The 22,973-nt window shown below is 61.5% G+C and carries 32 protein-coding genes; 2 read left to right on the top strand and 30 right to left on the bottom strand.

Annotated features, from left to right (window positions below):
* Positions 1-48: 48 nt before the first annotated feature.
* The 13 genes from GC127_RS12650 to GC127_RS12590 form a co-directional block, all read right to left on the bottom strand.
* Positions 49-945, bottom strand: coding sequence for a homocysteine S-methyltransferase family protein (locus GC127_RS12650; protein ID WP_008281905.1), 897 nt, complete (start codon positions 943-945; stop codon positions 49-51).
* A complete protein-coding gene (locus GC127_RS12645; protein WP_151978415.1) occupies positions 942-2,012 on the bottom strand; it encodes a zinc-binding dehydrogenase in 1,071 nt (356 codons plus the stop codon). Before GC127_RS12645 ends, GC127_RS12650 begins: the two co-directional genes overlap by 4 nt.
* The gene (locus tag GC127_RS12640; protein ID WP_151978413.1) at positions 2,009-4,453 is read right to left on the bottom strand and encodes an FAD-dependent oxidoreductase; all 2,445 of its coding nucleotides are present in this window, start codon (positions 4,451-4,453) and stop codon (positions 2,009-2,011) included. The genes GC127_RS12645 and GC127_RS12640 overlap by 4 nt, the downstream gene beginning before the upstream one ends.
* Positions 4,454-4,464: 11 nt before the next feature.
* On the bottom strand, positions 4,465-4,839 hold the full coding sequence (locus tag GC127_RS12635; protein WP_008281902.1) for a GFA family protein: 375 nt from the start codon (positions 4,837-4,839) through the stop codon (positions 4,465-4,467).
* Positions 4,836-5,456: a LysE family translocator gene (locus GC127_RS12630; RefSeq protein ID WP_151978411.1), complete on the bottom strand. Its 621-nt coding sequence runs from the start codon at positions 5,454-5,456 to the stop codon at positions 4,836-4,838. Before GC127_RS12630 ends, GC127_RS12635 begins: the two co-directional genes overlap by 4 nt.
* Positions 5,457-5,466: 10 nt before the next feature.
* Positions 5,467-6,039, bottom strand: a complete 573-nt coding sequence (locus tag GC127_RS12625) for a helix-turn-helix domain-containing protein (RefSeq protein WP_151978409.1) — start codon at positions 6,037-6,039, stop codon at positions 5,467-5,469.
* Between the two features lie 312 nt (positions 6,040-6,351).
* Entirely contained in the window at positions 6,352-7,125 is a 774-nt protein-coding gene (gene cobM, locus GC127_RS12620) for a precorrin-4 C(11)-methyltransferase (protein ID WP_081507837.1), read from the bottom strand.
* Positions 7,122-8,939 carry a precorrin-3B C(17)-methyltransferase gene (gene cobJ, locus GC127_RS12615; protein ID WP_151978407.1) on the bottom strand — a complete coding sequence of 606 codons (1,818 nt, stop codon included), beginning with the start codon at positions 8,937-8,939 and terminating at the stop codon, positions 7,122-7,124. Before cobJ ends, cobM begins: the two co-directional genes overlap by 4 nt.
* On the bottom strand, positions 8,930-9,631 hold the full coding sequence (gene cobI, locus GC127_RS12610) for a precorrin-2 C(20)-methyltransferase (protein ID WP_151978405.1): 702 nt from the start codon (positions 9,629-9,631) through the stop codon (positions 8,930-8,932). The genes cobJ and cobI overlap by 10 nt, the downstream gene beginning before the upstream one ends.
* A gap of 53 nt (positions 9,632-9,684) precedes the next feature.
* Positions 9,685-10,896: a precorrin-6y C5,15-methyltransferase (decarboxylating) subunit CbiE gene (gene cbiE / locus GC127_RS12605; protein WP_151978403.1), complete on the bottom strand. Its 1,212-nt coding sequence runs from the start codon at positions 10,894-10,896 to the stop codon at positions 9,685-9,687.
* Positions 10,893-11,531, bottom strand: a complete 639-nt coding sequence (locus GC127_RS12600) for a precorrin-8X methylmutase (RefSeq protein WP_199861249.1) — start codon at positions 11,529-11,531, stop codon at positions 10,893-10,895. The genes cbiE and GC127_RS12600 overlap by 4 nt, the downstream gene beginning before the upstream one ends.
* 71 nt (positions 11,532-11,602) lie before the next feature.
* Positions 11,603-12,871 carry a sirohydrochlorin chelatase gene (locus GC127_RS12595; protein WP_008281894.1) on the bottom strand — a complete coding sequence of 423 codons (1,269 nt, stop codon included), beginning with the start codon at positions 12,869-12,871 and terminating at the stop codon, positions 11,603-11,605.
* Positions 12,868-13,092: a DUF6732 family protein gene (locus GC127_RS12590; protein WP_081507831.1), complete on the bottom strand. Its 225-nt coding sequence runs from the start codon at positions 13,090-13,092 to the stop codon at positions 12,868-12,870. The genes GC127_RS12595 and GC127_RS12590 overlap by 4 nt, the downstream gene beginning before the upstream one ends.
* 297 nt (positions 13,093-13,389) lie before the next feature.
* Between GC127_RS12590 and GC127_RS12585 the strand changes: the two genes are divergently transcribed.
* Positions 13,390-14,364 carry a glutathione S-transferase family protein gene (locus GC127_RS12585; protein WP_151978399.1) on the top strand — a complete coding sequence of 325 codons (975 nt, stop codon included), beginning with the start codon at positions 13,390-13,392 and terminating at the stop codon, positions 14,362-14,364.
* A gap of 27 nt (positions 14,365-14,391) precedes the next feature.
* Here the strand turns inward: GC127_RS12585 and GC127_RS12580 are convergent, their stop codons facing one another.
* The 14 genes from GC127_RS12580 to GC127_RS12515 all read right to left on the bottom strand — a co-directional run bounded on the left by GC127_RS12580 (position 14,392) and on the right by GC127_RS12515 (position 20,519).
* A complete protein-coding gene (locus GC127_RS12580; protein WP_151978397.1) occupies positions 14,392-14,829 on the bottom strand; it encodes a GFA family protein in 438 nt (145 codons plus the stop codon).
* A 218-nt stretch (positions 14,830-15,047) separates the two neighbouring features.
* Entirely contained in the window at positions 15,048-15,236 is a 189-nt protein-coding gene (rpmD, locus tag GC127_RS12575) for a 50S ribosomal protein L30 (RefSeq protein ID WP_008281890.1), read from the bottom strand.
* Positions 15,237-15,248: 12 nt separating this feature from the next.
* The gene (gene rpsE, locus GC127_RS12570; protein ID WP_008281889.1) at positions 15,249-15,815 is read right to left on the bottom strand and encodes a 30S ribosomal protein S5; all 567 of its coding nucleotides are present in this window, start codon (positions 15,813-15,815) and stop codon (positions 15,249-15,251) included.
* A 12-nt stretch (positions 15,816-15,827) separates the two neighbouring features.
* Positions 15,828-16,187 (bottom strand): 50S ribosomal protein L18, encoded by a 360-nt coding sequence (gene rplR / locus GC127_RS12565; RefSeq protein ID WP_008281888.1) that lies wholly within the window; start codon positions 16,185-16,187, stop codon positions 15,828-15,830.
* Between the two features lie 11 nt (positions 16,188-16,198).
* Positions 16,199-16,732 (bottom strand): 50S ribosomal protein L6, encoded by a 534-nt coding sequence (gene rplF / locus GC127_RS12560; RefSeq protein WP_008281887.1) that lies wholly within the window; start codon positions 16,730-16,732, stop codon positions 16,199-16,201.
* Positions 16,733-16,743: 11 nt separating this feature from the next.
* On the bottom strand, positions 16,744-17,136 hold the full coding sequence (gene rpsH, locus GC127_RS12555) for a 30S ribosomal protein S8 (RefSeq protein ID WP_008281886.1): 393 nt from the start codon (positions 17,134-17,136) through the stop codon (positions 16,744-16,746).
* A 13-nt stretch (positions 17,137-17,149) separates the two neighbouring features.
* Positions 17,150-17,455: a 30S ribosomal protein S14 gene (rpsN, locus tag GC127_RS12550; protein WP_008281885.1), complete on the bottom strand. Its 306-nt coding sequence runs from the start codon at positions 17,453-17,455 to the stop codon at positions 17,150-17,152.
* A 19-nt stretch (positions 17,456-17,474) separates the two neighbouring features.
* On the bottom strand, positions 17,475-18,038 hold the full coding sequence (gene rplE, locus GC127_RS12545) for a 50S ribosomal protein L5 (protein WP_081507828.1): 564 nt from the start codon (positions 18,036-18,038) through the stop codon (positions 17,475-17,477).
* The gene (gene rplX, locus GC127_RS12540; RefSeq protein ID WP_008281883.1) at positions 18,031-18,342 is read right to left on the bottom strand and encodes a 50S ribosomal protein L24; all 312 of its coding nucleotides are present in this window, start codon (positions 18,340-18,342) and stop codon (positions 18,031-18,033) included. The genes rplE and rplX overlap by 8 nt, the downstream gene beginning before the upstream one ends.
* Position 18,343: 1 nt before the next feature.
* A complete protein-coding gene (rplN, locus tag GC127_RS12535) occupies positions 18,344-18,712 on the bottom strand; it encodes a 50S ribosomal protein L14 (RefSeq protein ID WP_008281882.1) in 369 nt (122 codons plus the stop codon).
* Positions 18,713-18,791: 79 nt separating this feature from the next.
* Complete coding sequence (gene rpsQ / locus GC127_RS12530) at positions 18,792-19,022, bottom strand: 30S ribosomal protein S17 (RefSeq protein ID WP_008281880.1); 231 nt, start codon at positions 19,020-19,022, stop codon at positions 18,792-18,794.
* Positions 19,023-19,034: 12 nt separating this feature from the next.
* Positions 19,035-19,235 carry a 50S ribosomal protein L29 gene (gene rpmC / locus GC127_RS12525; protein ID WP_008281879.1) on the bottom strand — a complete coding sequence of 67 codons (201 nt, stop codon included), beginning with the start codon at positions 19,233-19,235 and terminating at the stop codon, positions 19,035-19,037.
* A gap of 247 nt (positions 19,236-19,482) precedes the next feature.
* Positions 19,483-19,689 carry a cold-shock protein gene (locus GC127_RS12520; RefSeq protein WP_008281878.1) on the bottom strand — a complete coding sequence of 69 codons (207 nt, stop codon included), beginning with the start codon at positions 19,687-19,689 and terminating at the stop codon, positions 19,483-19,485.
* A 209-nt stretch (positions 19,690-19,898) separates the two neighbouring features.
* A complete protein-coding gene (locus GC127_RS12515) occupies positions 19,899-20,519 on the bottom strand; it encodes a 2OG-Fe(II) oxygenase family protein (RefSeq protein ID WP_008281877.1) in 621 nt (206 codons plus the stop codon).
* 129 nt (positions 20,520-20,648) lie between these two features.
* Here GC127_RS12515 and GC127_RS12510 point away from each other — a divergent pair, with 129 nt between their 5' ends.
* On the top strand, positions 20,649-21,386 hold the full coding sequence (locus tag GC127_RS12510; protein WP_151978395.1) for a hypothetical protein: 738 nt from the start codon (positions 20,649-20,651) through the stop codon (positions 21,384-21,386).
* Positions 21,387-21,456: 70 nt separating this feature from the next.
* Here the strand turns inward: GC127_RS12510 and rplP are convergent, their stop codons facing one another.
* Genes rplP through rplV form a run of 3 tightly spaced genes read right to left on the bottom strand, consistent with a single transcriptional unit; the run spans position 21,457 to position 22,971 of the window.
* Positions 21,457-21,870, bottom strand: coding sequence for a 50S ribosomal protein L16 (gene rplP / locus GC127_RS12505; RefSeq protein WP_008281876.1), 414 nt, complete (start codon positions 21,868-21,870; stop codon positions 21,457-21,459).
* 13 nt (positions 21,871-21,883) lie between these two features.
* On the bottom strand, positions 21,884-22,591 hold the full coding sequence (gene rpsC, locus GC127_RS12500; protein WP_008281875.1) for a 30S ribosomal protein S3: 708 nt from the start codon (positions 22,589-22,591) through the stop codon (positions 21,884-21,886).
* Positions 22,591-22,971: a 50S ribosomal protein L22 gene (gene rplV / locus GC127_RS12495; protein WP_008281874.1), complete on the bottom strand. Its 381-nt coding sequence runs from the start codon at positions 22,969-22,971 to the stop codon at positions 22,591-22,593. Before rplV ends, rpsC begins: the two co-directional genes overlap by 1 nt.
* Positions 22,972-22,973 lie beyond the last annotated feature (2 nt).

Here is a 22,973-nt window from a genome sequence, read left to right as displayed (position 1 = left end):
GGGGCGCTGCCCCCACACCCCCGAGGTATTTTCGGCCAGATGAACGCCTCAGACGATGTCATGCCCAGCCGCCCGCAACCGCCGCGCCAGTTCCTCGATATGCGCAGGCCCCACTTCGCAACAGCCGCCCACGATACTGGCCCCTTGATCCACCCACCCCATGGCAAACTCGGCATAGGCAGCCGGGGTCAGATCATGCCGCTGCTCCAGCGCGTCGACCGTGGGTGCCGCCCCAAGAAAGCCCGCGCTGATACAGGTGAACCCATTGGCATAGGCCCCAAAGGGCAGGCCAAACCCCTTCACGATCTCCAACCCCGCCGCCACGGATTCAGGCCGTGTGCAGTTGATCAACACCGCCTCGGGGCCAAACTCGGCCACCAGCGCCGCCAGATCCCCCAACGCCTCGCCCGAACGCAGCCGCGTGCCGTCATCATCCATGACCGTCACCCCCAGCCAGACCGGCAGGCCACTCAGCCCCGCTGCCATCAACCCGCCCCGCGCCTGATCGACCGAGGACATGGTTTCCAACAGGATCAGGTCCACCCGATCCTTGAGCAGCGCGACATTCTCGGCATAAAGCGCCGCCGCTTCGGACGCAGGTGGGCAGAGATCGGGCCGATAGGATTGCACCAGCGGCCCGATGGCCCCCGCCACCCGGCCCGACCCATGCGCATCGCGTGCAGCCACTGCCGCCCCCACCGCAACATCCGTGAGCCGCGCCACCTCATCCTGCAATCCCACGCGCGCCAAACGATCCCGCAGAACCGCATAGGTATTGGTCGAGGCCACCGTGGCCCCCACCGCAAAATAATCGTCATGCACCAGGCGCACGATCCCGGGATGGTCGATCATCACCTGCGTCGACCAGAGCGGCGTCGCCCGGTCGCCCGAGCGTTTCACCAATTCCTGCCCGATAGAGCCATCGAGCAGCGTGATTTCGGTCATTCTTTGTCCTCCGGGGGTAAAAGCACCAATTTCCCAGCATGGGTCTTGGCCTGAAAATCCGCCTGCGCACGGGCGATGTCGCGCAACGGGTAGGTGGCGGCGATCCGGGGGCGCACGCGCCCCGCGCGCGCCATCTCGATCAGCCGGGCAAAGACCTGCGGTGCCTGATAGGTGCAGCCATGCAGCGTGATATCACGCAGGTAAATCCGCCGCAGATCAACCGTGATCATTGGCCCGGCAATCGCCCCCGCCACGGCATAATGCCCGCCGGGACGGAGCGCATCAATCAGCGCGATAACCCCCGCCCCTCCCACTAGGTCAATCACCGCGTGAAAATGGTTCTGCGGCAACGGCGCGTCGCGCGCGATCACCGCCGCTGCACCGTCCGCGCGCACTATCGCCGCCTTGGCAGGCGCGGCGATGCCGGTGACGCGCGCGCCCATCGCCGCCGCAAGCTGCACCGCCGCAAGGCCGACATTGCCCGAGGCCCCGGTGATCAGCACCTCTTGACCCGGCCCAACGCCCGCCCGCTCCAAGAGGCCCAGCGCCGTGCCAAACCCACAGGGCAAGGCCGCAATCTCGATATCCGAAAGCGGCACATCGCTCACGTCATAAAGATCAGCCGCCGCCATCAGGCAATATTCGGCAAAGGCCCCGTCAATCTCGGACCCGAGCGCAACAAAGCCCACCGGGTTTTCCTCGGTCGGGCGCGGGATGTTGATGGGGCAGGTCACACGCGCGCCCAGCGCCGGGGTCTCAACCCCCGGCCCCCGCGCCACCACAACGCCGCACAGGTCACCCCCTTGGATACGCGGAAATCCCAGCGCGCCCGCCCAGCCGCCACGCGCCACACCATCCGCCGTTTCGCCCGTGGCCCCTGTCACCTCTGCCGCATACCACCCCTCGCGGGTGTTGATATCGGTGTTGTTGACGCCCACCGCCCGTACCCGCACCAAAACCTCACCGGGGCCGGGCCGTGGCAGCGGGATATCCTCGCGCCACTCCAATGCCTCGGGTCCTCCATGACGGGTGAGGATCACACCGCGCATGGTCGCGGGCAGGGTCATGCGCGCAACCGTTCATTCTCAGGGTCCCAGAGCGGCGCATCCGCCTGCACCACCGCGCGGCAGCGTTCTCCGTAAATCTCCACCTCGATTTCGGTCCCCGGCACCGCCAGATCGGCGCGCAGCATGCCCAAGGCCACGCTGGCATTCACCCGGTAGCCCCAAGCGCCACTCGTGGTCTCGCCCACGATCTGCCCCTCATGCCAGAGCGTCGACATATAGGGCGCATCCGCCGCCTTGGCCTCGACGATCAGCGTGACAAAACGCTTCTTCACGCCCGCCTGTTTCTCGGCCAAAAGTGCTGCTTTGCCGGTAAATTCCTGCGGCTTGTCGAATTTGACGAACCGCTCCAGCCCGCCTTCCAACATCGAATAATCGGTGCTCAGATCGCCTTTCCACGCGCGATAGCCCTTCTCGATGCGCAAGGAATTCAGCGCGAACATGCCAAAGGGTTTCACACCTGCGCCAATCAACGCGTCATAGATCGCAGGGATCGCCGCGTTTTCGGCATGGATTTCCCAGCCCAACTCGCCGGTAAAGCTGACCCGCGCCAGAAACGCCTTTTGCCCCGCAACACTCGCATGCTGATGGCTCAGCCACGGCAGGCTCAGATCGGCATCGCTCAGCCCTGCCAATATCTCGCGGCTCTTGGGCCCCGCCACCAAGAGCGCATCGCGCTCCGCCGTTGTCTCGCGCAGGCTCAGCCCCTCGGGCAAGGCGCGGCGTACCAATTCGCCGTCATGCCATTGCGCGGTCGAGGCCGTGATCAGCACGAAACTATCCTCTTGCAGACGGATGCAAGAAAACTCCGTCACGATGCGACCGCGTTTATCGGCCACATAAACAAGGTTCATCCGCCCGACCTTAGGCAGCCCGCCGGTCACAAACCCGCGCAGCCAGTCATCGGCCCCCGCGCCCTCGATCCAGAGCCGGGTGAACCCCGGCAAATCAAGCACGCCGCAGGCATCGCGCACCGCCTCGCATTCCTCGCGGATGCGCGCCTCCCACGGCCCCGCGCGGTCCCAGGTCTGCGTCGCCGCCTCAGATGTATCATCGCCCGGTTGCACAAACCAATTGGCCCGCTCCCAGCCGTTATAGACGCCCATCACGCCGCCCAAGGCCTTAACCTTGTCATGCACCGGCGACACCTTGCGATCCGGTGCCGCAGGCCAGCGATGCCACGGGAAATGCATCGCATATTCATGCCCATACACCTCCATCCCCTTGGCCACACAATATTCCGGGTCGGTGTAATCAGTGTAGCGGCGCGGATCACAGGCCCACATATCCCATTCCGTCGCGCCTTCCGTCACCCATTCCGCCAGCACCTTGCCGGCCCCCCCGCCCTGCGCGATGCCAAAGGTAAAGACACAGGCCTCGAACGCATTCGGAACCCCCGGCATCGGGCCAATCAGCGGCAGACCATCGGGCGCATAGGGGATCGGCCCGTTGATGACCTTGGCAATCCCCGCCTGTCCCAGCAACGGCACCCGCGCCATCGCATCCTCGATATACCACTCCAGCCGCTCCAGATCGTCGGGGTAAAGCTGAAAGCTGAAATCCTCCGGCATCGGATCCTCGGGCTTCACCCAATGCGCCTTGCAATTGCGCTCATAGGGCCCAAGGTTCAGCCCGTGCTTTTCCTGCCGCAGGTAATAAGAACTGTCGACATCGCGCAAAAGCGGCAATTTATGCCCCTGCTCCCGGCTCCACGCCTCTAATTCCGGGATTTCATCGGTCAAGAGATACTGATGGCTCATCACCATCATCGGCACGGTGCGCCCGCCATAGGGCTTGAACCATTCGCCAACCCGCTGCGCATAATATCCGGCGGCGTTGACCACATACTCACACCGGATCTCGCCCTTTTCAGTCGCAACAATCCACTCCCCGTTTTCGCGCCGCACCCCGGTCGCGGGCGTGAACCGCAGGATCGTCGCCCCCATGTCGCGCGCCCCCTTGGCCAGCGCCTGCGTCACCTGTGCGGGATCAATATCGCCGTCATTGGGATCATAGAGCGCGCCTTGCAGATCATGCGTTTCCAGAAACGGATAGCGCGCCGTGATCTCATCCACGCCCAGAATATCAAGGTTCATCCCCTGATACTTGCCCATCCCCCGCGCGCGCTGAAATTCCTGCATCCGCTCGCGGCTATGCGCCAACCGGATTGACCCCGTCTGGTGATAATTCATCGGATACTCCACCTCCGACCCCAAACGGGCGTATAGCTCGGTGGAATAGCGCTGCATGTTCATCACCGACCAGCTTGTCGAGAACGTCGGCACATTGCCCGCCGCATGCCATGTGCTGCCAGCGGTCAATTCGTTCTTTTCCAAGAGAACACAATCCGCCCACCCCGCCTTGGCCAGATGATAGAGGCAAGACGCGCCCACCACCCCCCCGCCGATGATCACAACCCGTGCCGTGCCCGGAAATTCCGCCATGTCCCTCTCCCTCAATCCGTTTGCGGCACGCCGTCCGCGATGTCGTAATAATCACCCTTGTCCTTGACAAAGATGTGCTTCTCCAACCGCAGCCCGGTCGGCGCCTCCAGCGCCCCTAGCGCGAAACTGATGGTGTCCTCCGCGTGCGCGGCCCAGAACAGGAACGCGCCGCACTTGGGGCAAAACCCGCGCTTGGCGATGTCACTCGCCGCATACCAGCTCACCGGTCCGGAAATGCTCAACTCCGCCCTTGCCACATAGGCCGAGGCCCAGACATGCCCCGATTGCTTGCGGCATTGCCCGCAATGACAGGCACTTGCCCCTTCCGGGGGCGCGGTCACAACAAATGTCACATCTCCACACAGACACGATCCCTTGTGCATCATCCTCTCCCCGGTGTTGCGGCGCTGCCCAAGGCCACGCCATAGATCACGAAACAGGCGGCCATCCCCCGCCGCAGCCAGACATTGAACACAGCGCCCAGCGCCGCCCGGCCAAGCCCCGCCCCAAGCGCGGTGTAGCCCATATAACTCAGCGTCGTCAGGCTCAGCGCGGTGGGGAAAATCACCCACATCTGCGCGCCAATCGGCACATCGGGCTGCACGAATTGGCTAAATGCCGCGAGATAGCCCGCCACGCTCTTGGGGTTGATCGTGGCAATCGCCAAGGCCCGCCAATAGACCGAGCCTTTCGGGGCCTCCCCCGCCTCAACAGGCCGCCGCGCCATGATCCAGCCGCGCACGCCAAGGTAAATCAAAAACCCCGCCCCGATCAGCTTGGCCACCTGAAACGCCACCGGCGAGGCCGCGATCAGCGCCGTCACCCCCGCCGCCGACAGGCACAAAAACAGCGTCGCCTGCGTCAGTATCGCCAACACCCCCCACAGGCTGCGCCGAAACCCGAGCGTCATGCCGTTGGTGACGCAATTGACCGCATTCGGCCCCGGCGTGGTGACAAAAACCACCCAGAAGAGCGCAAAGACAGTCCAGGCTTGATAGCTCATGCCATCCCCCTCAATACACCGGCGGGGCGATCACCCAGATCGCCACGCAAGGGATGTCATAGGGATTGGCCCAGCCATAGGGCTCACCGCGAAACCGGAAACTGTCGCCGGGGCCAACGGTGAATTTCCGCTCCCCAATACTCAGGTCCAGCCGCCCGGACAGGATATAGCCCACCTCCTGCGTCGGGCGCTGCGCCGGGCGCTGCATCTTGGAGCGGGGGCGGAATGTCGAATGGATCACCTCGAAATCATCGGTCAGGTCCGGCGAGAGCAACTCCTCGATCAACCCTTCCTCGCCCGATCCCATCGGCCGTCGCGCGCCCGCGCGCACGACATATCCCTGTTCCTCGGCCGGCGCGCTCGCATGACCAAAGAGCAGCGACATTGGCACGCCCAGCACCTCCGCCACCTGCCGCAGATCGCTGATCGACGGCTCCGACAGATCGCGCTCGACCTGAGACAGCCACCCGACCGACCGCCCCAGCATTTCGGCCAGTGCCGCCAGCGTCAGCCCGCGCGCCTTGCGCAAGGCGCGCAGGTCCGCGCCAAGGCTTCGCATCGCGTTGATCTCAGTCTGCTGCATGGAGGGTCTCGTGAAAATTTCCGCTCAATTTTCACGCTGCGCCGATTCCGTGAAAAAATCAAATGAAATTTCACGGGCGCATCGGCTTGCCTTCAGCCGCGCGGTCGCCGACCCGCGGGGTGGCGATCCGACGCGTGTGAGGGGCAGTTTATCTAGGCAAAGCCTGCCCTAAGTCCGTGGGTGCCAAAACCTCAGCCAATCGCCGCCCCGGGGGGCGGGTCGGCGATCGCGCGGCGGCCTTCGGCCTTGTTCCGCGCGAAGAAAAACGCCGACCTTACAAAATCCCCTTACAAACCTTACGAATCGTAAGGTCTAGGCCTTCGCCGCCACCTTAGGCCGCAACACATGCGGCATGACCGGATCATAGAGCGCGCTATCCTTGAAATCCGTGATCTCGCCCAGAACTTTTCCTACCATAATCAAGGCAGTACGGGTGATTTTCTCGGCGCGAACCTTGGCGTGAATATCCGCAAGCGTGCCCCGGATAAACATCTGATCCGGCCACCCCACGCGATAGGCCACCACAACGGGGCAGTCATCACCATAGTAAGGTGCCAAAATTCTGTGTATTTCCCGTAGGTTACGGATACCAAGGTGGATCGCCAGCGTCGCCCCGGTGCGCGCGAAATTCTCCAGCGTCTCGCCCTCTGGCATCGACGTGGATTTCATAGAAACCCGTGTCAAAACAATGCTTTGCGCGATTTCCGGCACGGTCAATTCCTGCCCCAGTGCCGCCGCCGCCGCCGCATAGGCCGGAACCCCCGGAATGATCTGATAATCAATCCCATCCGCCCGAAGTTTACGAATTTGTTCCGCAATCGCACCATAGAGTGACGGATCGCCTGAATGCACCCGCGCCACGTCCAAGCCCTTGGTATGGCTGTCTAAAATGACCGCATGGGTATCCTCCAGCGTCATCGGCGCGGTGTCCATCACCAGCGCGCCCTCGGGCGCACCGGCCACAACCTCGGCTGGCACAAGACTCCCGGCATAAAGGCACACGGGGCATTGCCCGATGATGCGCTCTGCCTTCTTGGTCAAAAGCTCCGGATCACCCGGCCCTGCGCCGATGAAATAGACAGTCATTTCAATGCCTTCCCTGTTCTGACCTCAGCCAGATCACCATCAATCTTGCGCGCATAGCCGCGCGGCGTGAACATGCGCGGCCCTTCGCCCAACTGCGCCAAACGGCTGTTGGACGACCCCACCAGCACCACCGTTAACATATCCACCTCATCCACCTGCAAATCGGCCAAACGCCTGTAACGCAAGGATTCTTCCGGTCGCCCCAGCGAGCTTGCCAACAGCACAGGTGTATCCGCCGGGCGGTGTTTGAGCAAAATATCCCGCGCCTCCGACAATAAAGTGCGCCGCGTTTTGGATACCGGATTATAGAAAGCGATCACAAAATCGCCCTCCGCCGCAGAATTCAACCGCCGAATGATATCTTCGCGCGGCGTTAATAGGTCACTTAACGAAATCGTGCAGAAATCATGCCCAAGTGGGGCCCCCGCCCGCGCCGCCGCCGCCTGAAGCGCCGACACACCGGGCGAGCACACAACCTCCACCCGCCGCGCCGCGTCACTCACGCCTTGCGCCTCCGGCCCTCGGTCAAGCAACTCGAAAACCAGCGCCCCCATCGCGTAAATACCTGCATCTCCTGAACAAATTAGCGCAACACTCTTTCCCTGCCCCGCCTGTTCCAACGCATATCGGCACCGCGCCTCCTCGCCTCCCAGCGGAAAATCACTGCGACTCTTACCCGCCGCCAAGGGTCCTAGCAGGTCGATATAAAGGCCATAGCCCACCAACTCATCCGCCTCAGCCACAAGCCGCGACACCTCCGGTGTCCGCCAGCTTGCCTGACCGGGGCCTATACCCAGCACGCTCAACCGTCCCCGCGCCCGCCCCGGCATCTCTGTAATGACCGCCTCAGAGCGGCTCAGCGCACAGGTTGCATTGGCAGTTTTCCTTTTTTCTACAATCAGTTGCCCACCACACGCCAGCGCCGCCCCCTCGGACACGCCATGGCATCCGACCTCGGCAAAGACCACCTCGGATGGGTTCGCCAACTGCCCGGCATAGGCCTCCAGCTCTGCCGCCGAGAACAGGCGAAACGGCACACCCAAGCGCCGCGCCACCGCATTCATCGCCGCCTCATCAGCCTTGAGATCAATTGACGCCACACAAGCAATCGCCCCCGGTGCAATCCCGCTCTCCTCCAGCGTCCGACAGACCAAATCCCACAGTTCCTCGGTCGCACATCCCCGCGCGCAGCCAAGGCCAAGCGCATAGCGCTGCGGATGATAGACCAGCCGCCGATCATTGCCCGCCACCGGCGCTTCGGTCACCGCCAATGCGACAGCGCCCCCTACATCATTGATATCAAATATATTCTCTCCTGTGACGCTGACGCCCTCACCCGCCAACATCGCCGCCATCGCCGCCTTGGCGTCGCCGGGATTGGCCAGCCGGTAACCCAGAGGGGGCGCATCGAGCGCCACGCCCATCGCCACATCGCCCGCCGTCGTCACCGCCGCCACGGCCCCCAACCCTTCGGCGATCATCGCTGCCAACCGATTGGCCCCCCGGTGCCCGCCCAAGAGCGGCACCACAACCGCCCCGTCGTCACTGACCGACACCACCGGCGGCTCGCCGCGTTTGTCGCTCAAGAGCGGTGCCACCGCCCGGATCAAGATGCCACTGGCACAAACCCCCACCACCGGCACCCCGGCGGCAAATAGATCGCGCGCGTGATCCAGCGCATTGGGAAACCACGCCGCGGCGTGGTCTACTCGCCCGTCGCGCCCATGCACATCGCCGTCAATCAACGCGGCTACACGGTGCGCGACGGCTTCACCCGACCGGCTCAGCGCCAGAACAACAGGTCTCACAGCCATGGATCGGCCCCTTTCGAAAGCAGAATCATTGAAAAATATGGTGCTTTTTCCGGTGCTTGCGCCAAGGGACAGACAATTTCCTCGGCAAGGCTCGCGCGTTCGACATAGACCGCCTCGGCAGTCAGGCCCAAACTTTCGATCACCCCCCGGATCTTGGCCAGATGCCTCCCCACCTTCATGATGGCGACACTCTCGGCCCCTTCGATCCGCGCCCGCAACTCGGCCTCGGGCAAGGGGCCGGGCAACACCGTCAAGCGCTCGTTGCGCGCCACCAATGGTCGCCCCGCCCGCGCCGCACAAGCGGCGATCGAAGTGACACCGGGCACGACTTCGACCTCGTAGCGCCCGCTCAGCCGAGCAAAGAGATACATGAATGAGCCATAAAAGAAGGGGTCGCCTTCACAGAGGCACACCACATTGTCGCCCCCGTCAAGCGCGTCAGCTATTTCCGCAGCTCCCCGATCATACGCCGCCTGCGCCGGGGCGCGCTCGACACTCATCGGCACATCCATCACGATCTCGCGTGCGCCCGGCGCAATTGCGCCCGCGGCAATCGCCCGCGCGAAACTCTCGCCGCCCGCCAATGCCGGATAGGCCACCACTGTCGCGCCAGCGATCAGCCGATGCGCCCGTAGCGTCATCAACTCGGGGTCCCCCGGCCCAAGGCCCACGCCATAAAGCTTACCGGCCATGCGAGACCCTGCCTTTCATCGTTCCAGAACTACTCAAATCCGACGCCCACCGTTCATCGCTTCACCAGGCTCCATTGCGTGACCGGCATAAGGGGTCGCCAGCCGGTCAAGCCCCCCACCGGTTCGGCCCGGCTGATTTGCAACTTGACCAATTCGCCACCGTGTCGCTTGTAGAGCGCCACCAGCACCGCCTCGCTCTCGAGCGTCACGGCATTGCACACCAGCCGCCCCAAGGGGCGCAACGCGGCCCAAGCGGCGTCAAACACCGCCTCGGTCAGCCCGCCACCGATGAAAACTGCATCAGGTGCCTCGAGACCGTCCAATGCCTCGGGCACGCGGCCTTCGATCAGTTCCAACCGTGGCACACCAAGTGCCAAGGCATTCGCCGCCGCCATCGCGCGCCGATCCGCGCGCGGCTCGATCCCGATCGCGCGGGCATAGCGCGCGCCGCGCATCCATTCCACCGCAACCGAACCACAGCCGGTGCCGATGTCCCACAGTAGCGCGCCGCGCATCGGCATCAGCTTGGCCAGCGTGGCGGCCCGCACCTCACGCTTGGTCATCGTGCCATCATGCTGAAAGAGGTCATCCGCCAGCCCCGGCACCCGTGGCATCAGCGCGGCATCAGGGGCGGCCACACAGTCGACGGCCAGCGTGTTGAAAGGCGGCACCACATGCGCCCAACTTTCGGCCAGCCCGTCAAACCGCGCCTCCTCAGCCCCGCCCATATTGGCCAGCACTGTCATCCGCGATTGTCCAAACCCCCGCTCGGTCAGAAACTGCGCAATCTGTGCGGGCGTTTCGGCCCCCGTCGTCAGGATCAAAAGCCGGGCATCGGGTTGGATAAACGCGATCATCTGCTCGACGGGGCGCCCATGCACCGTCAATGTCTCAAGGTCCGCCATGCTCCAGCCCATGCGCGCGGCCGCCAGTTGAAAGGCCGAAAGTTGCGGGTGATACACGATCTCGGAGGGTGGCAAAGACCGCCCGATGCGCGCGCCGACCGAGAACCAGAGCGGGTCGCCCGTGGCCAGCACCACGACGCGCCGCCCCCGCAATCCCGCCAATAGGCCTGTCAGCGCGTCAAAAGGCGAGGGCCAAGCGATCCGCTCTGCCGTCACAGCCTCGGACAAAAGGTGATGCCGCTCACCGCCGACGATCACCTCTGCGGCCTCTAGAATGGCGCGGGTTGCGGGCAAAAGTCCGGCCATCCCATCCTCGCCAATGCCCACAATATGCAGCCAAGGATCCGCAGTGGCCGTCATGCGCCCACCTCCGGCAAACCGGCAGACAGCGCATTGACCGCCGCACTTGCCATCGCCGATCCGCCGCGCCGCCCGCGCAGAGCGACAAATTCGCAGCCGCGTGGATTGTCTGCCAGTTCGGCCTTGCTCTCTGCCGCCCCAACAAATCCCACAGGAAAGCCAAGGATCAGCGCCGGACGCGGTGCCCCCTGATCGAGCAGTTCCAAAAGGTGGAAAAGCGCCGTGGGCGCATTGCCAATCGCGACCACGGCCCCCTCTAGCCGCTCTGCCCACAACTCAACTGCCGCTGCTGAACGTGTATTGCCGATCTCCGCCGCGATTCCCGGCACCCGCGGATCGTTCAGCGTGACAATCACCTCATTGTTGCAGGGCAGATAGCGGCGGATGATCCCGGCGCCAACCATCTCGCAATCACAAAACACGGGCGCACCGGCCTGCAAGGCGGCATGGCCCGCGGCATAGGCCCCGCTGGAAAACGCCAGCCGATCCGCCACCTCGACCATTCCACAGGCATGAATGAGCCGTATCGCAAGGCTCTCCATCCCTGGGCCAAACCGATCCAGCCGCGCCTCTTGGCGTACCGTGGCAAAGCTCATCTCATAGATGGCCGAGGGGTTCTTTTCGTAGGGGCGCAAAATCAACCCTTTGCGATTGCGGCCGGTGTCGGAGCCTCCGGCGGGAGTATTGTCACCAAGAAGAAACGCACTCAGGCCTTGGTCCGCCGCGCGCTTTCGGGCCCATGCGGATGGCGGGCATGGGGATAGGGCGCGTGGTGATGGTCGTGATCATGGTCATGGTGGTCATGGGGATGATCATGATCATGGTGGTGGTGATGCCCGTGATCATGGTCATGGTGGTGATGCTTCGCCTGCGCCTCCAACCGACACAGACCGGTGCAGAAGGTGTCGCACAGCGTGCAATCCGCCACGTTCGAGCCAGGCGCAGAGGCCCCCTGCCCTTCGACATGGTGGTGATGGCTTTCTTGCACGGCGCCAACCTCGGCCTCAAAGCCCAGAATTTGCGTGCGATATTTACACATGACGCATGTGGGCGGCGGCACATCGCCAAAGGCCGGATGCCCGGTGCCCCGTGCCTCGGCCAAGGCGGCGCGCTGTTCGGGCGTGATCCGCTGCACCGCGCCGCCCTCGATGGCGAGGATCTGCGTGCGATACTGACAGGTGCCACAATTGGGGGGCGGCACGGCGCTCAATTGCTCTGTCACACGCTCGGCAAAGGTTTCCAGCACCTTGGGATGGTCGCCCAAATACCCTGCTTTGACAAATTGCATGCCCGGATGTTCATCGGCGACGCGGTCGGTAAAGCCATAAATGCGGTCTATCAAGATGCCGGAAAAGAGGAAGTAGGGGAACACCACAACACGCTTGTAGCCCAGTTTAACCACATGTTGCAGGCATGGCTCGACCAGTGGGAAGGTGACACCGGAATAGCCCACTTCGCACCAGCCAAAGCCGATACCCTCATGCAAAAGGCGCGCAATCTTGGCGACATTGGCATTGGCATCGGGGTCAGACGCGCCGCGCCCAATCACCACAAGGCACGTGTCATGCACCCCGACCTCGCCGTATTTCACATTGGCGCGGTCAATCGCTTCGCGTATCCGTGCCCCTGCGGCGGCGATCATCTTGGGGTCCACCCCCAATTCGCGACCATAGCGCACCTCGATACCATGCGTTGCGGCATAGGTATTAAGCACGGTGGGAATATCGTTTTTGGAATGCATCGCCGCAAAGAGCATCCCCGGCACAGCCAGAATTCGCTCGCAGCCAGCCGCGCGCAGCCGGTCAAGACCGTCACGGATCACCGGATTGGCAAATTCGAGATAGCCATATTCCATCAGCCAGTCATCCGGCAGATAGCCCGGCAGTTTATCCGCCAATACGCTGAATTCATCCACCGCCGATTGACTGCGCGACCCGTGTCCGCAGATCATCACACCCGTCTTGACCATGCTCATGCCTCCTGCGGCGCCTCGTCGGCGGCCTCTTCTTCGTTCTCTTGCGTCTCTGCCCGCTCTTTGCGCGCGCGCAGACCGGACCAGAGGCCAATGGCAATCGCGGCCCCAAGTGCGGCTGCCCCCAACCAGTGGCCATGCCCCGCAACCTCTGCCAGATGGCCCGGATGGGCATAGGCGGCAGTTCCGCTCAAGAGCGCGGTCAGAATGGTGGCAAGTCGCATGGCAGTCCCCTTATCCTCGGTCGCGCAACAGGGCGAAAAGGGGCGATCGGGCCAAACGGCCCCGACGACGCGCGATCTGCCCCCGACATGGGTCAGCGATCCGTGCACACCTTTCCGGCCCGGTTGCGGGCTTCGTCATAGGCTGTGTATAGGCGCAGCGCCCCAAGGCTGCAAACGAAGAAACGAAGCCCCCGGCCCCGTTCGCGACATGTGCAGCCCTGCACGGGCGCTGCGCGGTGCTGCGGATTACTGGGGCCAGCCCATGCGCCTAGATTGATGCCAAAGAGGAGTAATCACATGGGTCAACTGGTCAACGGTAAATGGCAAGACACTTGGTATGACACCGAATCAACGGGCGGAAAATTCGTGCGCTCGACCGCGAAATTCCGGAACTGGATCACCGCCGACGGCACGGCTGGGCCCTCGGGCGACGGCGGCTTCAAGGCGGACAGCGGGCGTTATCACCTCTATGTCTCGCTGGCCTGCCCTTGGGCGCATCGCACGTTGATCTTTCGCGCGCTCAAAGGGTTGGAAGATCACATCGACGTCTCAATCGTGCATCCCGATATGCTGTCAGAGGGCTGGGAATTTCGCACGGATTTCCCCGGTGCAACCGGCGACCGTCTTTATGGTCTGCCTTACGCACGTGACATCTACCTCAAGGCCGACCCCGACATTTCCGGTCGTGTCACCGTGCCCATCCTGTGGGACACAGAGCGCGAAACCATCGTCTCGAACGAGAGCGCCGAAATCATCCGGATGTTCAATTCTGCCTTTGACGACATCACCGGCAACACACTCGATTTCTGGCCAAAAGATCTGCGCGCCGCCATCGAGCCTGTGAACGCGCGTACCTACGACACCGTGAATAACGGCGTTTACAAGGCCGGTTTTGCCACCAGCCAAGAGGCCTATGAGAGCGCCGTGCACCCGCTTTTCGACAGTCTCGACTGGCTCGAAGGCCGTCTTGGCCAACACCGCTACGTGATGGGCGACAACGCGACCGAGGTCGACTGGCGGCTCTTTACCACGCTCATCCGGTTTGATCCGGTCTATCATTTGCATTTCAAATGCAACCGGGCGCGTATCGTCGACTATCCGAACCTATGGGGCTATCTGCGCGACCTTTACCAATGGCCGGGCGTGGCGGGGACGGTCAATTTCGAGCATATCGTACGCCACTATCACTATAGCCATGACACCATTAATCCCAATCGGATCATCCCGATCAATCCGGTGCTGGATTTCGATGCGCCACATGGTCGGGGCTGAGCACCGCCCCGACCAAGGTCAAAAGGCTCAGGATGACGGCGGCCAGAGAAAATCAGGGCGCAGCGCGGCATAGACCGGGCGGCCATCGCTGGGCTTGGGTACGCCTGTGGCCGGATCATAGAACGCATGATAGCTTGCGGCACCGATCTGGTCACCATAGCCCATCAGGTTGGGCACGATCACCCGGATGCGATGCTGCTTGTCATCCAGCATGATGGGCGCGCCGCACGTCCCGCAAGTGCAAAGCTCGAGCGGACCATCGGGATTGTTAGCATTGAACGGCTGGCGGTTCATCCCCGCCTCATTGTCCGCAACAACATCACCATGGTTGTAAAACACCACATGCGTGGTGTCTTGACCTGTCACGTTCTTGCAGACGGAACAGTGGCAGTTGTGATTGTCGATCGGCGCGTGTTTGGTATGGGTGTGAATGTGGTCGCAACCACCAGAACATTGGTCAGACATCGGCCTTCCTCCTCAAAGCGATGCGGATGGGTGATCCAAGGCGAAAGCCCTCGGCTCAACCCCGGCTCTGAACCTATCACGCTCCACGTCCGAGCCCGGCGCTGATTCTGGTCGGACGCGACTAAAGGATGACAGCGGCGCAAAATGCAAAACGCCCCGATCCTTTTGGACCGGGGCGCTTTTGTGCGATGGGCTGGGCTACTCCAGCCGGAGCGGATTTAGCCGCGCTCTTCGATGATCTTAACCAGATGCGGCAGCTTGTTGACCATGCCACGCACCGAGGGGGTATCCTCGAGCTCGCGGGTCTTGTGCATCTTGTTGAGGCCCAGACCGATGAGGGTCTGACGCTGATCTTGAGGGCGGCGGATCGGGCTGCCGATCTGCTTGACGACGATGGTTTTTGCCATTTGTCCGGTTCCTTACGCTTCTGCCGCTTCAGCAACCGGCGCTTCGTCACCCTTTTTCAGGATGTCAGCCACCTTCTTGCCACGGCGCTGCGCCACCATACGCGGGCTGGTCTCTTTGCGGAGACCATCGAGCGTGGCGCGGATCATGTTATAGGGGTTTTGCGACCCGGTCGATTTCGCGACCACGTCCTGAACGCCCAACATCTCGAACACGGCGCGCATCGGACCACCGGCGATGATGCCGGTACCATGCGGAGCTGTGCGCATCACGACTTTGCCGGCGCCATGGCGACCTTCCATGTCGTGGTGCAGGGTGCGGCCCTCGCGCAGCGGCACGCGGATCATTGCGCGCTTGGCAGCTTCGGTGGCCTTGCGGATCGCCTCGGGAACTTCCTTGGCTTTACCTTTGCCAAAGCCGACGCGGCCCTTTTGATCGCCCACGACCACCAGCGCCGCGAAGCCAAAGCGCTTACCGCCCTTGACTGTCTTGGACACACGGTTGATCGCGACGAGACGATCGGCGAACTCCGGGGCTTCCTCGCGTTCGCGACGGTCGCGGCGGTTGTCTTCTCTTGCCATTCTCTCGTCTCCTTAAATCTTCAGGCCAGCTTCACGCGCGGCGTCGGCAACTGCCTTGACACGCCCGTGAAACAGAAAGCCGCCCCGATCGAAATAGGCCTCGGTGATGCCGGCCTTTTGGGCCCGCTCGGCAATCGCGGTGCCAATCTTGGTGGCCGCCTCGACATTGCACTTGCCCACCAGGCCCAGATCCTTTTCGAGGGTCGAGGCCGCCGCGAGCGTCACACCGTTGACGTCGTCGATCAGCTGCACGCTGATGTTCTTGTTGGAGCGGAAAACGCTCAGGCGCACGCGCCCTGCATTGACCTTGCGGAGTTTGTTCCGAACGCGCAGGCGGCGTTTGAGGAACAGTTTTCTTTTGCTGTTTGCCATCTGTCGCGTCCTTACTTCTTCTTGCCTTCCTTCTGGAAGATGTACTCGCCTTTGTAGCGGATGCCCTTACCCTTGTAGGGTTCGGGACGCCGCCAGTCGCGGATGTTTGCCGCGACCTGACCAACGAGCTGCTTGTCCGTGCCTTCAACCACAAGCTCAGTCTGCTTGGGTGCGGTCACGGTTACACCGTCCGGAATGGGGAAATCGACATCATGGCTGAGGCCGAGGTTCAGCTTGAGCACGTTGCCCGCCATCTGGGCACGATAGCCCACACCACGGATTTCCAGCTCTTTCTTGAAGACATCCCGAGCGCCGTGCACCATGTTGGCGATGACCGTACGGGTCATCCCCCACTGCTGGCGCGCGCGCTTGGATTTGCCGCGCGGCATTACCGAGATCGCATTTTCCTCGATGGTGATGGTGACATCATCCGTCGCGGTAAAGGTCTTGGTTGCCTTGGGGCCTTTGACTTCGATCTTCTGTCCCGAGAGCGTCACAGTGACGTCGGAGGGCAGGGGTACGGGTTTCTTGCCGATACGTGACATGTCTGGTCTCCTTAGAAGACAGTGCAGAGCACTTCGCCGCCAACATTGGCTGCGCGCGCGGCTGCATCCGACATCACACCCTTGGAGGTGGAGACAATCGACACACCCAGACCCTGACGGACCTGCGGAATGTCATCGACGCCCAGATAGACGCGACGACCGGGCTTGGAAACCCGCTTCATTTCGCGAATGACAGGCGTGCCTTCATAGTATTTCAGGCTGATCTCGATGGCAGGATGGCCATTGGCATCCTGTGTCATCTCATAGCCACGAATGTAGCCCTCGGAGGCCAACACATCGAGAACGCGCACGCGCATTTTCGAGGCGGGGGTCAACACCGTGGACTTGCCACGCATCTGCGAGTTGCGGATACGGGTGAGCATATCGCCGATAGGATCGTTCATATCTCTGACCTCCTCACCAGCTCGATTTCACGACGCCGGGCAGCTGCCCGCTCGAGCCGAGCTCGCGCAGCATGATCCGGGACACTTTAAGTTTGCGGTAATACGCATGCGGACGGCCCGTAAGCTGGCACCGGTTGTGCAGCCGTGTGGCCGAGCTGTTGCGCGGCAGTTCCGCAAGCTTGAGAGAGGCGCGGAAACGCTCTTCCATCGGCTTGCTCTGGTCATTGATGATCACTTTCAGAGCGGCGCGCTTCTTGGCGAAACGGTCAACCAGCACCTGGCGCTTCTTCTCGCGCTCGATCATTGATTTCTTAGCCATAGATCTATCCTCCCCCGGCTCAGCTGTTGAAGGGCATGTTGAAATGCTTCAACAGCGCCTTGGCTTCAGCGTCGGTCTTCGCCGTGGTTGCGATGACAATGTCCATCCCCCAAACTTCGTCGACCTTGTCGAAGTTGATCTCGGGGAAGATGATATGTTCCTTGATGCCCATGGCATAGTTGCCACGACCATCGAACGACTTGCCCGAAACCCCGCGGAAGTCGCGGATACGCGGCATCGCAATGGTGATCAGACGGTCAAGGAAATCATACATACGGTCGCCACGCAGCGTGACCTTTGCCCCAAGCGGCATGTCTTCGCGAACGCGGAAACCGGCGATGGAGTTGCGGGCCTTAGTGACGACAGCGCGCTGACCAGCGATCGTGGTCAGGTCTTCCTGAGCCGACTTCGCCTTTTTCGAGTCGCGCACAGCCTCGGCACCGCAGCCGATGTTGAGCACGATCTTTTCCAGACGCGGGATCTGCATGTCGTTCTTGTAGCCAAACTCTTCTTTCAGAGCAGGCTTGATGGCCTCACGGAAGTGGGCTTTCAGGCGCGGGGTATAGGTTGCGGTATCAAGCATCGATCACGTCCCCCGTGGTCTTGGCGTAACGGACTTTCTTGTCGCCTTCGATCTTGAAGCCAACGCGGGTCGGTTTGCCGTTCTTGTCAACAATCGCCAGATTGCTCAGGTCGATGGGCATCGCCTTGGGGATGCGGCCACCTTGGCTGGTCTGGCTCTGACGGGTGTGGCGGATCGCCATATTCACGCCTTCAACCACGGCCTTGCCGGATTTCGGGTCAACATTGGTGATCGTACCTTTTTGGCCCTTGTCCTTGCCGGACAGAACGACCACGGTGTCACCTTTTTTCAGTTTAGCAGCCATCTTACAGCACCTCCGGGGCGAGCGAGATGATTTTCATGAAGTTCTTGGCGCGCAGCTCGCGAACGACCGGCCCGAAAATACGGGTACCAACCGGCTCACCTGCGTTGTTCAGGATCACGGCGGCGTTGCGGTCAAAGCGAATGGCGGTGCCATCTTCACGACGGACTTCCTTGGCGGTGCGCACGACGACGGCCTTACGGACGTCGCCCTTCTTCACGCGACCGCGCGGGATGGCTTCCTTGACCGAGACGACAATGATGTCGCCCACGGATGCGTATCGACGCTTGGAACCACCCAGAACCTTGATGCACTGAACTCGGCGAGCGCCGGAGTTGTCAGCAACATCCAGGTTGGTCTGCATCTGGATCATTTGGTTTCTCCCGACCTATGGGGGGCGATGCACTGCCTTGTCCCCAGGGTTTCGATTAATGCCAAAAGGCGCTAAAGGCTTATGCCTCCAGCACCTCCCAGCGTTTCGTCTTGGACTTGGGCGCGCATTCGATGATCCGAACGGCATCGCCCACTTTGAACGTGTTGTTCTCATCGTGAGCCCGGTATTTCTTGGACTTACGAATTGTTTTCTGAAGCACGGGGTGCTTGAAACGACGCTCGACCGATACGGTTACGGTCTGGGCGTTTGCGTCAGAGGTCACAACCCCTTGAAGAATACGTTTGGGCATATCTCGGGCTCCTTACTCTGCTGCCGCGTTGGCTTTTTCGTTCAGAATGGTCAGCACGCGCGCGGCGTCGCGGCGGGCAATACGCATTTGAGCGGGATTTTCCAACTGGCCGGTAGCCGCCCGAAAACGCAGATTGAACTGCTGCTTCTTCAGGTTGGTGAGTTCTTCCCGGAGCTGATCCGGGGTCTTGTCACGCAGTTCCTTGGCGTTCATCGCCTTTTCCTTTCTCAAAACACCGGCCAGCCCCTGACGGTTTGCTCAGGGTAACTCGAAACCCGGTGGATGAATTGCAAATACCCGAATCCCCGGACTGGCCGGGGTGTGCGGATTGGGGCTCTATACGGGAGGCGGTGGCAGAGGGCAAGCGAAACATCCGACAATCGCAAAACACTCAAATCCGTTTCCACATAAAGAAACGGCCCCGGGTTTCCCCGAGGCCGTTCCCATCAGTTCAGATCGCTTATGCGAGCTGGAGGTTCGACGCGCTCTCACGGCCGTCACGGCCGGATTCGATGTCGAAGGTCACTTTCTGATTGTCGGCGAGGCCGGTCAGGCCTGCGCGCTCAACAGCGCTGATGTGGACGAAAACGTCCTTGCCGCCATTGTCGGGCGCGATAAAGCCGAAGCCTTTGGTTGAATTGAACCATTTCACGGTGCCGTTGGCCATCGTGATGTCTCCTCTGGTAGTGCTGCCCGCGGGAATGCGGCAGTCGCGGCGTGGTCGGTCTGGATCGAGATACTGACAGCCGGTTTAGAGGAGCAGATGATCGAAATAGAATAACGTTAGCACCCTGCACATGGGGGAGTTTGCCGCGTTTTACAAGGGGAAATCCCAAAAGACCGTAGATTCGGCGGAAAACGGGTGTTTTTGCACCCTCAATTCCAAGAATAATTGAAGCTGACGCTGATCCGGTCGTCTTCCGACATGTTCATCGGAACCTCATGACGCAGCCATGATTCCCACAACAGCACATCCCCTACCACCGGCTTGGCGTAGATAAAGGTGCGCAATTCCTGTCTCGCGTCCTTGCGGCGGACAGGGGCCGCCATCATCCGGGCCGACCTTGGGTCTTCCAGCTTGAGCGCGCTGGCGCCGTCAGGCATCGCCACGTAGGTTGTGCCGGAAATCACGGAATGCGGATGGATATGGCTGGCGTGCATCCCTCCTTCGGGCAGGATGTTGATCCATATGTCCTCTAGCTTCAATTCCTTGCCGTCGAGATCGAACTCCAGATCCTGGGCGAAGGCCGCCACATGGGCATCCAGCACCTTGACCAGATCGGCAAAGATCGGGAACCGCCACGGCAGGTCGCTGAGCGAGGCATAAGAGGTATAGCCGGGATAGCCATTCTCGTCGCACCACTCCTGCCCCGCCTCGTCATCCTCGGCGATGGAATAGCAGGACGCCTCCAGTTCCTTGGCATCAATGGCGGGGGCGTGCTCGCTCAGGGCGGCACGATAGAGGCGGGTCACGAAGAGGGAATCGATATTGGGCATGGCTCGCAATAACCAGACAGTCAGGAAAAGAGAAGAGCCCGCTTTCAAATCGAAGGATTGGACGTGGCCCTCCCGCTGTTTTTTGATACCACCCTTTCAACCTAGACCCGGTTTTCAAAGGAGAGCCCCATGCACACCCGTATCGCCCTGAGGGCGGTCACAGCGTTCTTGCTGCTTGGCACGCCTGCTTCGGCCGATGTCTGCAACTGGCGTCTCAGCAAATTGCTCGGAACCGCAAGAGCGAATGTCGCCGCGCTGATCGAGCCTGTAACAAGCCCAACGACACTCGCCGAAAAGGCGCTTGGATTCTACACGCTCAGCCATTCCGTGACCGGCGCAACCTTGCTTGGCACAACCATGGCAGGAAGCTCTGCCGCCAGCACCATAGGCATGATCGCCGGGTCGGGTGGCAGCGCGGGGGCGCTTGGGGCCGCTCTGATGTCTCCCACCGGAATTGTCGTAGGCACCATCGTCGGCGTCGGTGTCGCTGGCACCGAGGGCTACTGCTACTTCTTTCAGGATGAAAAGGTGACGGACTACGCCGAGGTTCTCTTGATCATGGACGGCTTGGCGCAGAACGCCGATCCGCGGTACTTCGAGATCGACAAACCCACCGATGACACCCTTGAAACAGCCGCGATCTTTATTCGCGGCGACGACGGGGTGCGCCAGATGTATCGAGTAAAGGACCTCTACATCGTCAACGGGGCTTTGATCCATCGGAAATGGGGGCGCAACACGCACCTCGGCAATATCGGTCTAGAGGTCGTTACTGCCCCGGACAGTGCGGCACCGGAAACCAACGCGGTTGAAACCAACCCGCCGCAAGTGAACACACCAGACGTTATCCCGCCAGAACAAGAGTAGCACCAGAAAAAACCCCCGCGCGATCTCTCGCGCGGGGGTATCTCTTAGGCTGGGTTCTACCCCGCGGCCTTTACCAGTCTTCGCGGACCACGACGCGGGTTTTGATCGGCAATTTCATCGCCGCCAGACGCAGCGCTTCAAATGCGATCTCTTCGCTCACACCGTCGATCTCGAACATGACCCGGCCCGGCTTGACCTTGCAGGCCCAGTAATCGACCGAACCCTTACCTTTACCCATCCGAACCTCGGTGGGCTTGGACGAGACCGGCACATCCGGGAAAATCCGGATCCAGACACGGCCCTGACGTTTCATGTGGCGCGTCATGGCACGACGAGCGGCCTCGATCTGACGGGCGGTGATACGCTCGGGCTGGGTGGCCTTGAGACCGAAAGTGCCAAAGTTCAGATCAGAGCCGCCTTTGGCTTCGCCTTTGATCCGGCCCTTGAACTGCTTGCGGAATTTAGTGCGCTTTGGTTGAAGCATCTTTCATTCCTCCTTAACGGCGGCCGCCGGCGCCACGGGGCGCGGGACCATCCTGGAGTTCCTGGGCCTTGCGGTCACGGGCACCGGGATCGTGCTCCATGATTTCACCCTTGAAGATCCAGACCTTGATACCAATGATCCCATAGGCCGTGGTGGCTTCGACGGGAGCATAGTCGATGTCCGCACGCAGCGTGTGCAGCGGCACGCGGCCCTCGCGATACCATTCGGTCCGCGCAATCTCGGCACCGCCAAGACGACCCGAAACGTTGACCCGGATACCAAGAGCACCCATGCGCATTGCGTTCTGCACGGCGCGCTTCATGGCGCGACGGAAGGACACACGACGCTCAAGCTGCTGTGCGATGCTCTCGCCCACAAGGGCCGCATCCAGCTCGGGCTTGCGCACCTCGACGATATTGAGGTGCAATTCGCTCGCGGTCATTGCCGCCAGCTTCTTGCGCAGACCCTCGATATCGGCGCCTTTCTTGCCGATGATCACGCCCGGACGTGCGGTGTGGATCGTGACGCGGCACTTCTTGTGCGGACGTTCGATGATCACACGGCTGATCCCGGCCTGTTTGCACTCTTCGCCGATGAACTTGCGCATCGCAAGATCTTCGAGCAGCAGATTGCCATAGTCCTTGGTGTCGGCATACCAGCGGCTATCCCAGGTACGGTTCACCTGAAGGCGCATGCCAATCGGATTGACTTTGTTACCCATTAGGCTTGCTCCTCAATTTCACGAACCTTGATCGTCAGCTCCGAAAACGGCTTTTTCAGCGCGCCAAAGCGACCACGGGCACGCGGACGGCCCCGCTTCATCACAAGGTTCTTGCCGACATAGGCCTCTGCCACGATCAGACCATCCACATCGAGATTGTGGTTGTTCTCAGCATTGGCAATTGCGGACTGAAGACACTTCTTGACATCCTGCGCGATGCGCTTGTTCGAGAAAGTGAGATCGGTCAGCGCCTTGTCGACCTTCTTGCCACGGATCATCGCGGCAACGAGGTTCAGCTTCTGCGGGCTGGTACGAAGCATGCGCAACTTGGCCATTGCTTCGTTGTCTGCCACGCGGCGGGGGTTCTTTTCCTTGCCCATGA

The sequence above is a fragment of the Roseovarius sp. EC-HK134 genome (assembly GCF_902498815.1).
Lineage (GTDB): Bacteria > Pseudomonadota > Alphaproteobacteria > Rhodobacterales > Rhodobacteraceae > Roseovarius > Roseovarius mucosus_A.
The sequence above is the reverse complement of the archived record's forward strand: the minus strand, read 5'-3'. Positions and strand labels throughout refer to the sequence as shown.

What these genes read in the sequence shown, in the direction of transcription:
- GC127_RS12650 (WP_008281905.1), bottom strand. Translation starts at nt 945, where the DNA reads ATGACCGAAATCACGCTGCTCGATGGCTCTATCGGGCAGGAATTGGTG.
- GC127_RS12645 (WP_151978415.1), bottom strand. Translation starts at nt 2,012, where the DNA reads ATGACCCTGCCCGCGACCATGCGCGGTGTGATCCTCACCCGTCATGGA.
- GC127_RS12640 (WP_151978413.1), bottom strand. Translation starts at nt 4,453, where the DNA reads ATGGCGGAATTTCCGGGCACGGCACGGGTTGTGATCATCGGCGGGGGG.
- GC127_RS12635 (WP_008281902.1), bottom strand. Translation starts at nt 4,839, where the DNA reads ATGATGCACAAGGGATCGTGTCTGTGTGGAGATGTGACATTTGTTGTG.
- GC127_RS12630 (WP_151978411.1), bottom strand. Translation starts at nt 5,456, where the DNA reads ATGAGCTATCAAGCCTGGACTGTCTTTGCGCTCTTCTGGGTGGTTTTT.
- GC127_RS12625 (WP_151978409.1), bottom strand. Translation starts at nt 6,039, where the DNA reads ATGCAGCAGACTGAGATCAACGCGATGCGAAGCCTTGGCGCGGACCTG.
- cobM (WP_081507837.1), bottom strand. Translation starts at nt 7,125, where the DNA reads ATGACTGTCTATTTCATCGGCGCAGGGCCGGGTGATCCGGAGCTTTTG.
- cobJ (WP_151978407.1), bottom strand. Translation starts at nt 8,939, where the DNA reads ATGGCTGTGAGACCTGTTGTTCTGGCGCTGAGCCGGTCGGGTGAAGCC.
- cobI (WP_151978405.1), bottom strand. Translation starts at nt 9,631, where the DNA reads ATGGCCGGTAAGCTTTATGGCGTGGGCCTTGGGCCGGGGGACCCCGAG.
- cbiE (WP_151978403.1), bottom strand. Translation starts at nt 10,896, where the DNA reads ATGACGGCCACTGCGGATCCTTGGCTGCATATTGTGGGCATTGGCGAG.
- GC127_RS12595 (WP_008281894.1), bottom strand. Translation starts at nt 12,871, where the DNA reads ATGAGCATGGTCAAGACGGGTGTGATGATCTGCGGACACGGGTCGCGC.
- GC127_RS12590 (WP_081507831.1), bottom strand. Translation starts at nt 13,092, where the DNA reads ATGCGACTTGCCACCATTCTGACCGCGCTCTTGAGCGGAACTGCCGCC.
- GC127_RS12585 (WP_151978399.1), top strand. Translation starts at nt 13,390, where the DNA reads ATGGGTCAACTGGTCAACGGTAAATGGCAAGACACTTGGTATGACACC.
- GC127_RS12580 (WP_151978397.1), bottom strand. Translation starts at nt 14,829, where the DNA reads ATGTCTGACCAATGTTCTGGTGGTTGCGACCACATTCACACCCATACC.
- rpmD (WP_008281890.1), bottom strand. Translation starts at nt 15,236, where the DNA reads ATGGCAAAAACCATCGTCGTCAAGCAGATCGGCAGCCCGATCCGCCGC.
- rpsE (WP_008281889.1), bottom strand. Translation starts at nt 15,815, where the DNA reads ATGGCAAGAGAAGACAACCGCCGCGACCGTCGCGAACGCGAGGAAGCC.
- rplR (WP_008281888.1), bottom strand. Translation starts at nt 16,187, where the DNA reads ATGGCAAACAGCAAAAGAAAACTGTTCCTCAAACGCCGCCTGCGCGTT.
- rplF (WP_008281887.1), bottom strand. Translation starts at nt 16,732, where the DNA reads ATGTCACGTATCGGCAAGAAACCCGTACCCCTGCCCTCCGACGTCACT.
- rpsH (WP_008281886.1), bottom strand. Translation starts at nt 17,136, where the DNA reads ATGAACGATCCTATCGGCGATATGCTCACCCGTATCCGCAACTCGCAG.
- rpsN (WP_008281885.1), bottom strand. Translation starts at nt 17,455, where the DNA reads ATGGCTAAGAAATCAATGATCGAGCGCGAGAAGAAGCGCCAGGTGCTG.
- rplE (WP_081507828.1), bottom strand. Translation starts at nt 18,038, where the DNA reads ATGCTTGATACCGCAACCTATACCCCGCGCCTGAAAGCCCACTTCCGT.
- rplX (WP_008281883.1), bottom strand. Translation starts at nt 18,342, where the DNA reads ATGGCTGCTAAACTGAAAAAAGGTGACACCGTGGTCGTTCTGTCCGGC.
- rplN (WP_008281882.1), bottom strand. Translation starts at nt 18,712, where the DNA reads ATGATCCAGATGCAGACCAACCTGGATGTTGCTGACAACTCCGGCGCT.
- rpsQ (WP_008281880.1), bottom strand. Translation starts at nt 19,022, where the DNA reads ATGCCCAAACGTATTCTTCAAGGGGTTGTGACCTCTGACGCAAACGCC.
- rpmC (WP_008281879.1), bottom strand. Translation starts at nt 19,235, where the DNA reads ATGAACGCCAAGGAACTGCGTGACAAGACCCCGGATCAGCTCCGGGAA.
- GC127_RS12520 (WP_008281878.1), bottom strand. Translation starts at nt 19,689, where the DNA reads ATGGCCAACGGCACCGTGAAATGGTTCAATTCAACCAAAGGCTTCGGC.
- GC127_RS12515 (WP_008281877.1), bottom strand. Translation starts at nt 20,519, where the DNA reads ATGCCCAATATCGATTCCCTCTTCGTGACCCGCCTCTATCGTGCCGCC.
- GC127_RS12510 (WP_151978395.1), top strand. Translation starts at nt 20,649, where the DNA reads ATGCACACCCGTATCGCCCTGAGGGCGGTCACAGCGTTCTTGCTGCTT.
- rplP (WP_008281876.1), bottom strand. Translation starts at nt 21,870, where the DNA reads ATGCTTCAACCAAAGCGCACTAAATTCCGCAAGCAGTTCAAGGGCCGG.
- rpsC (WP_008281875.1), bottom strand. Translation starts at nt 22,591, where the DNA reads ATGGGTAACAAAGTCAATCCGATTGGCATGCGCCTTCAGGTGAACCGT.
- rplV (WP_008281874.1), bottom strand. Translation starts at nt 22,971, where the DNA reads ATGGGCAAGGAAAAGAACCCCCGCCGCGTGGCAGACAACGAAGCAATG.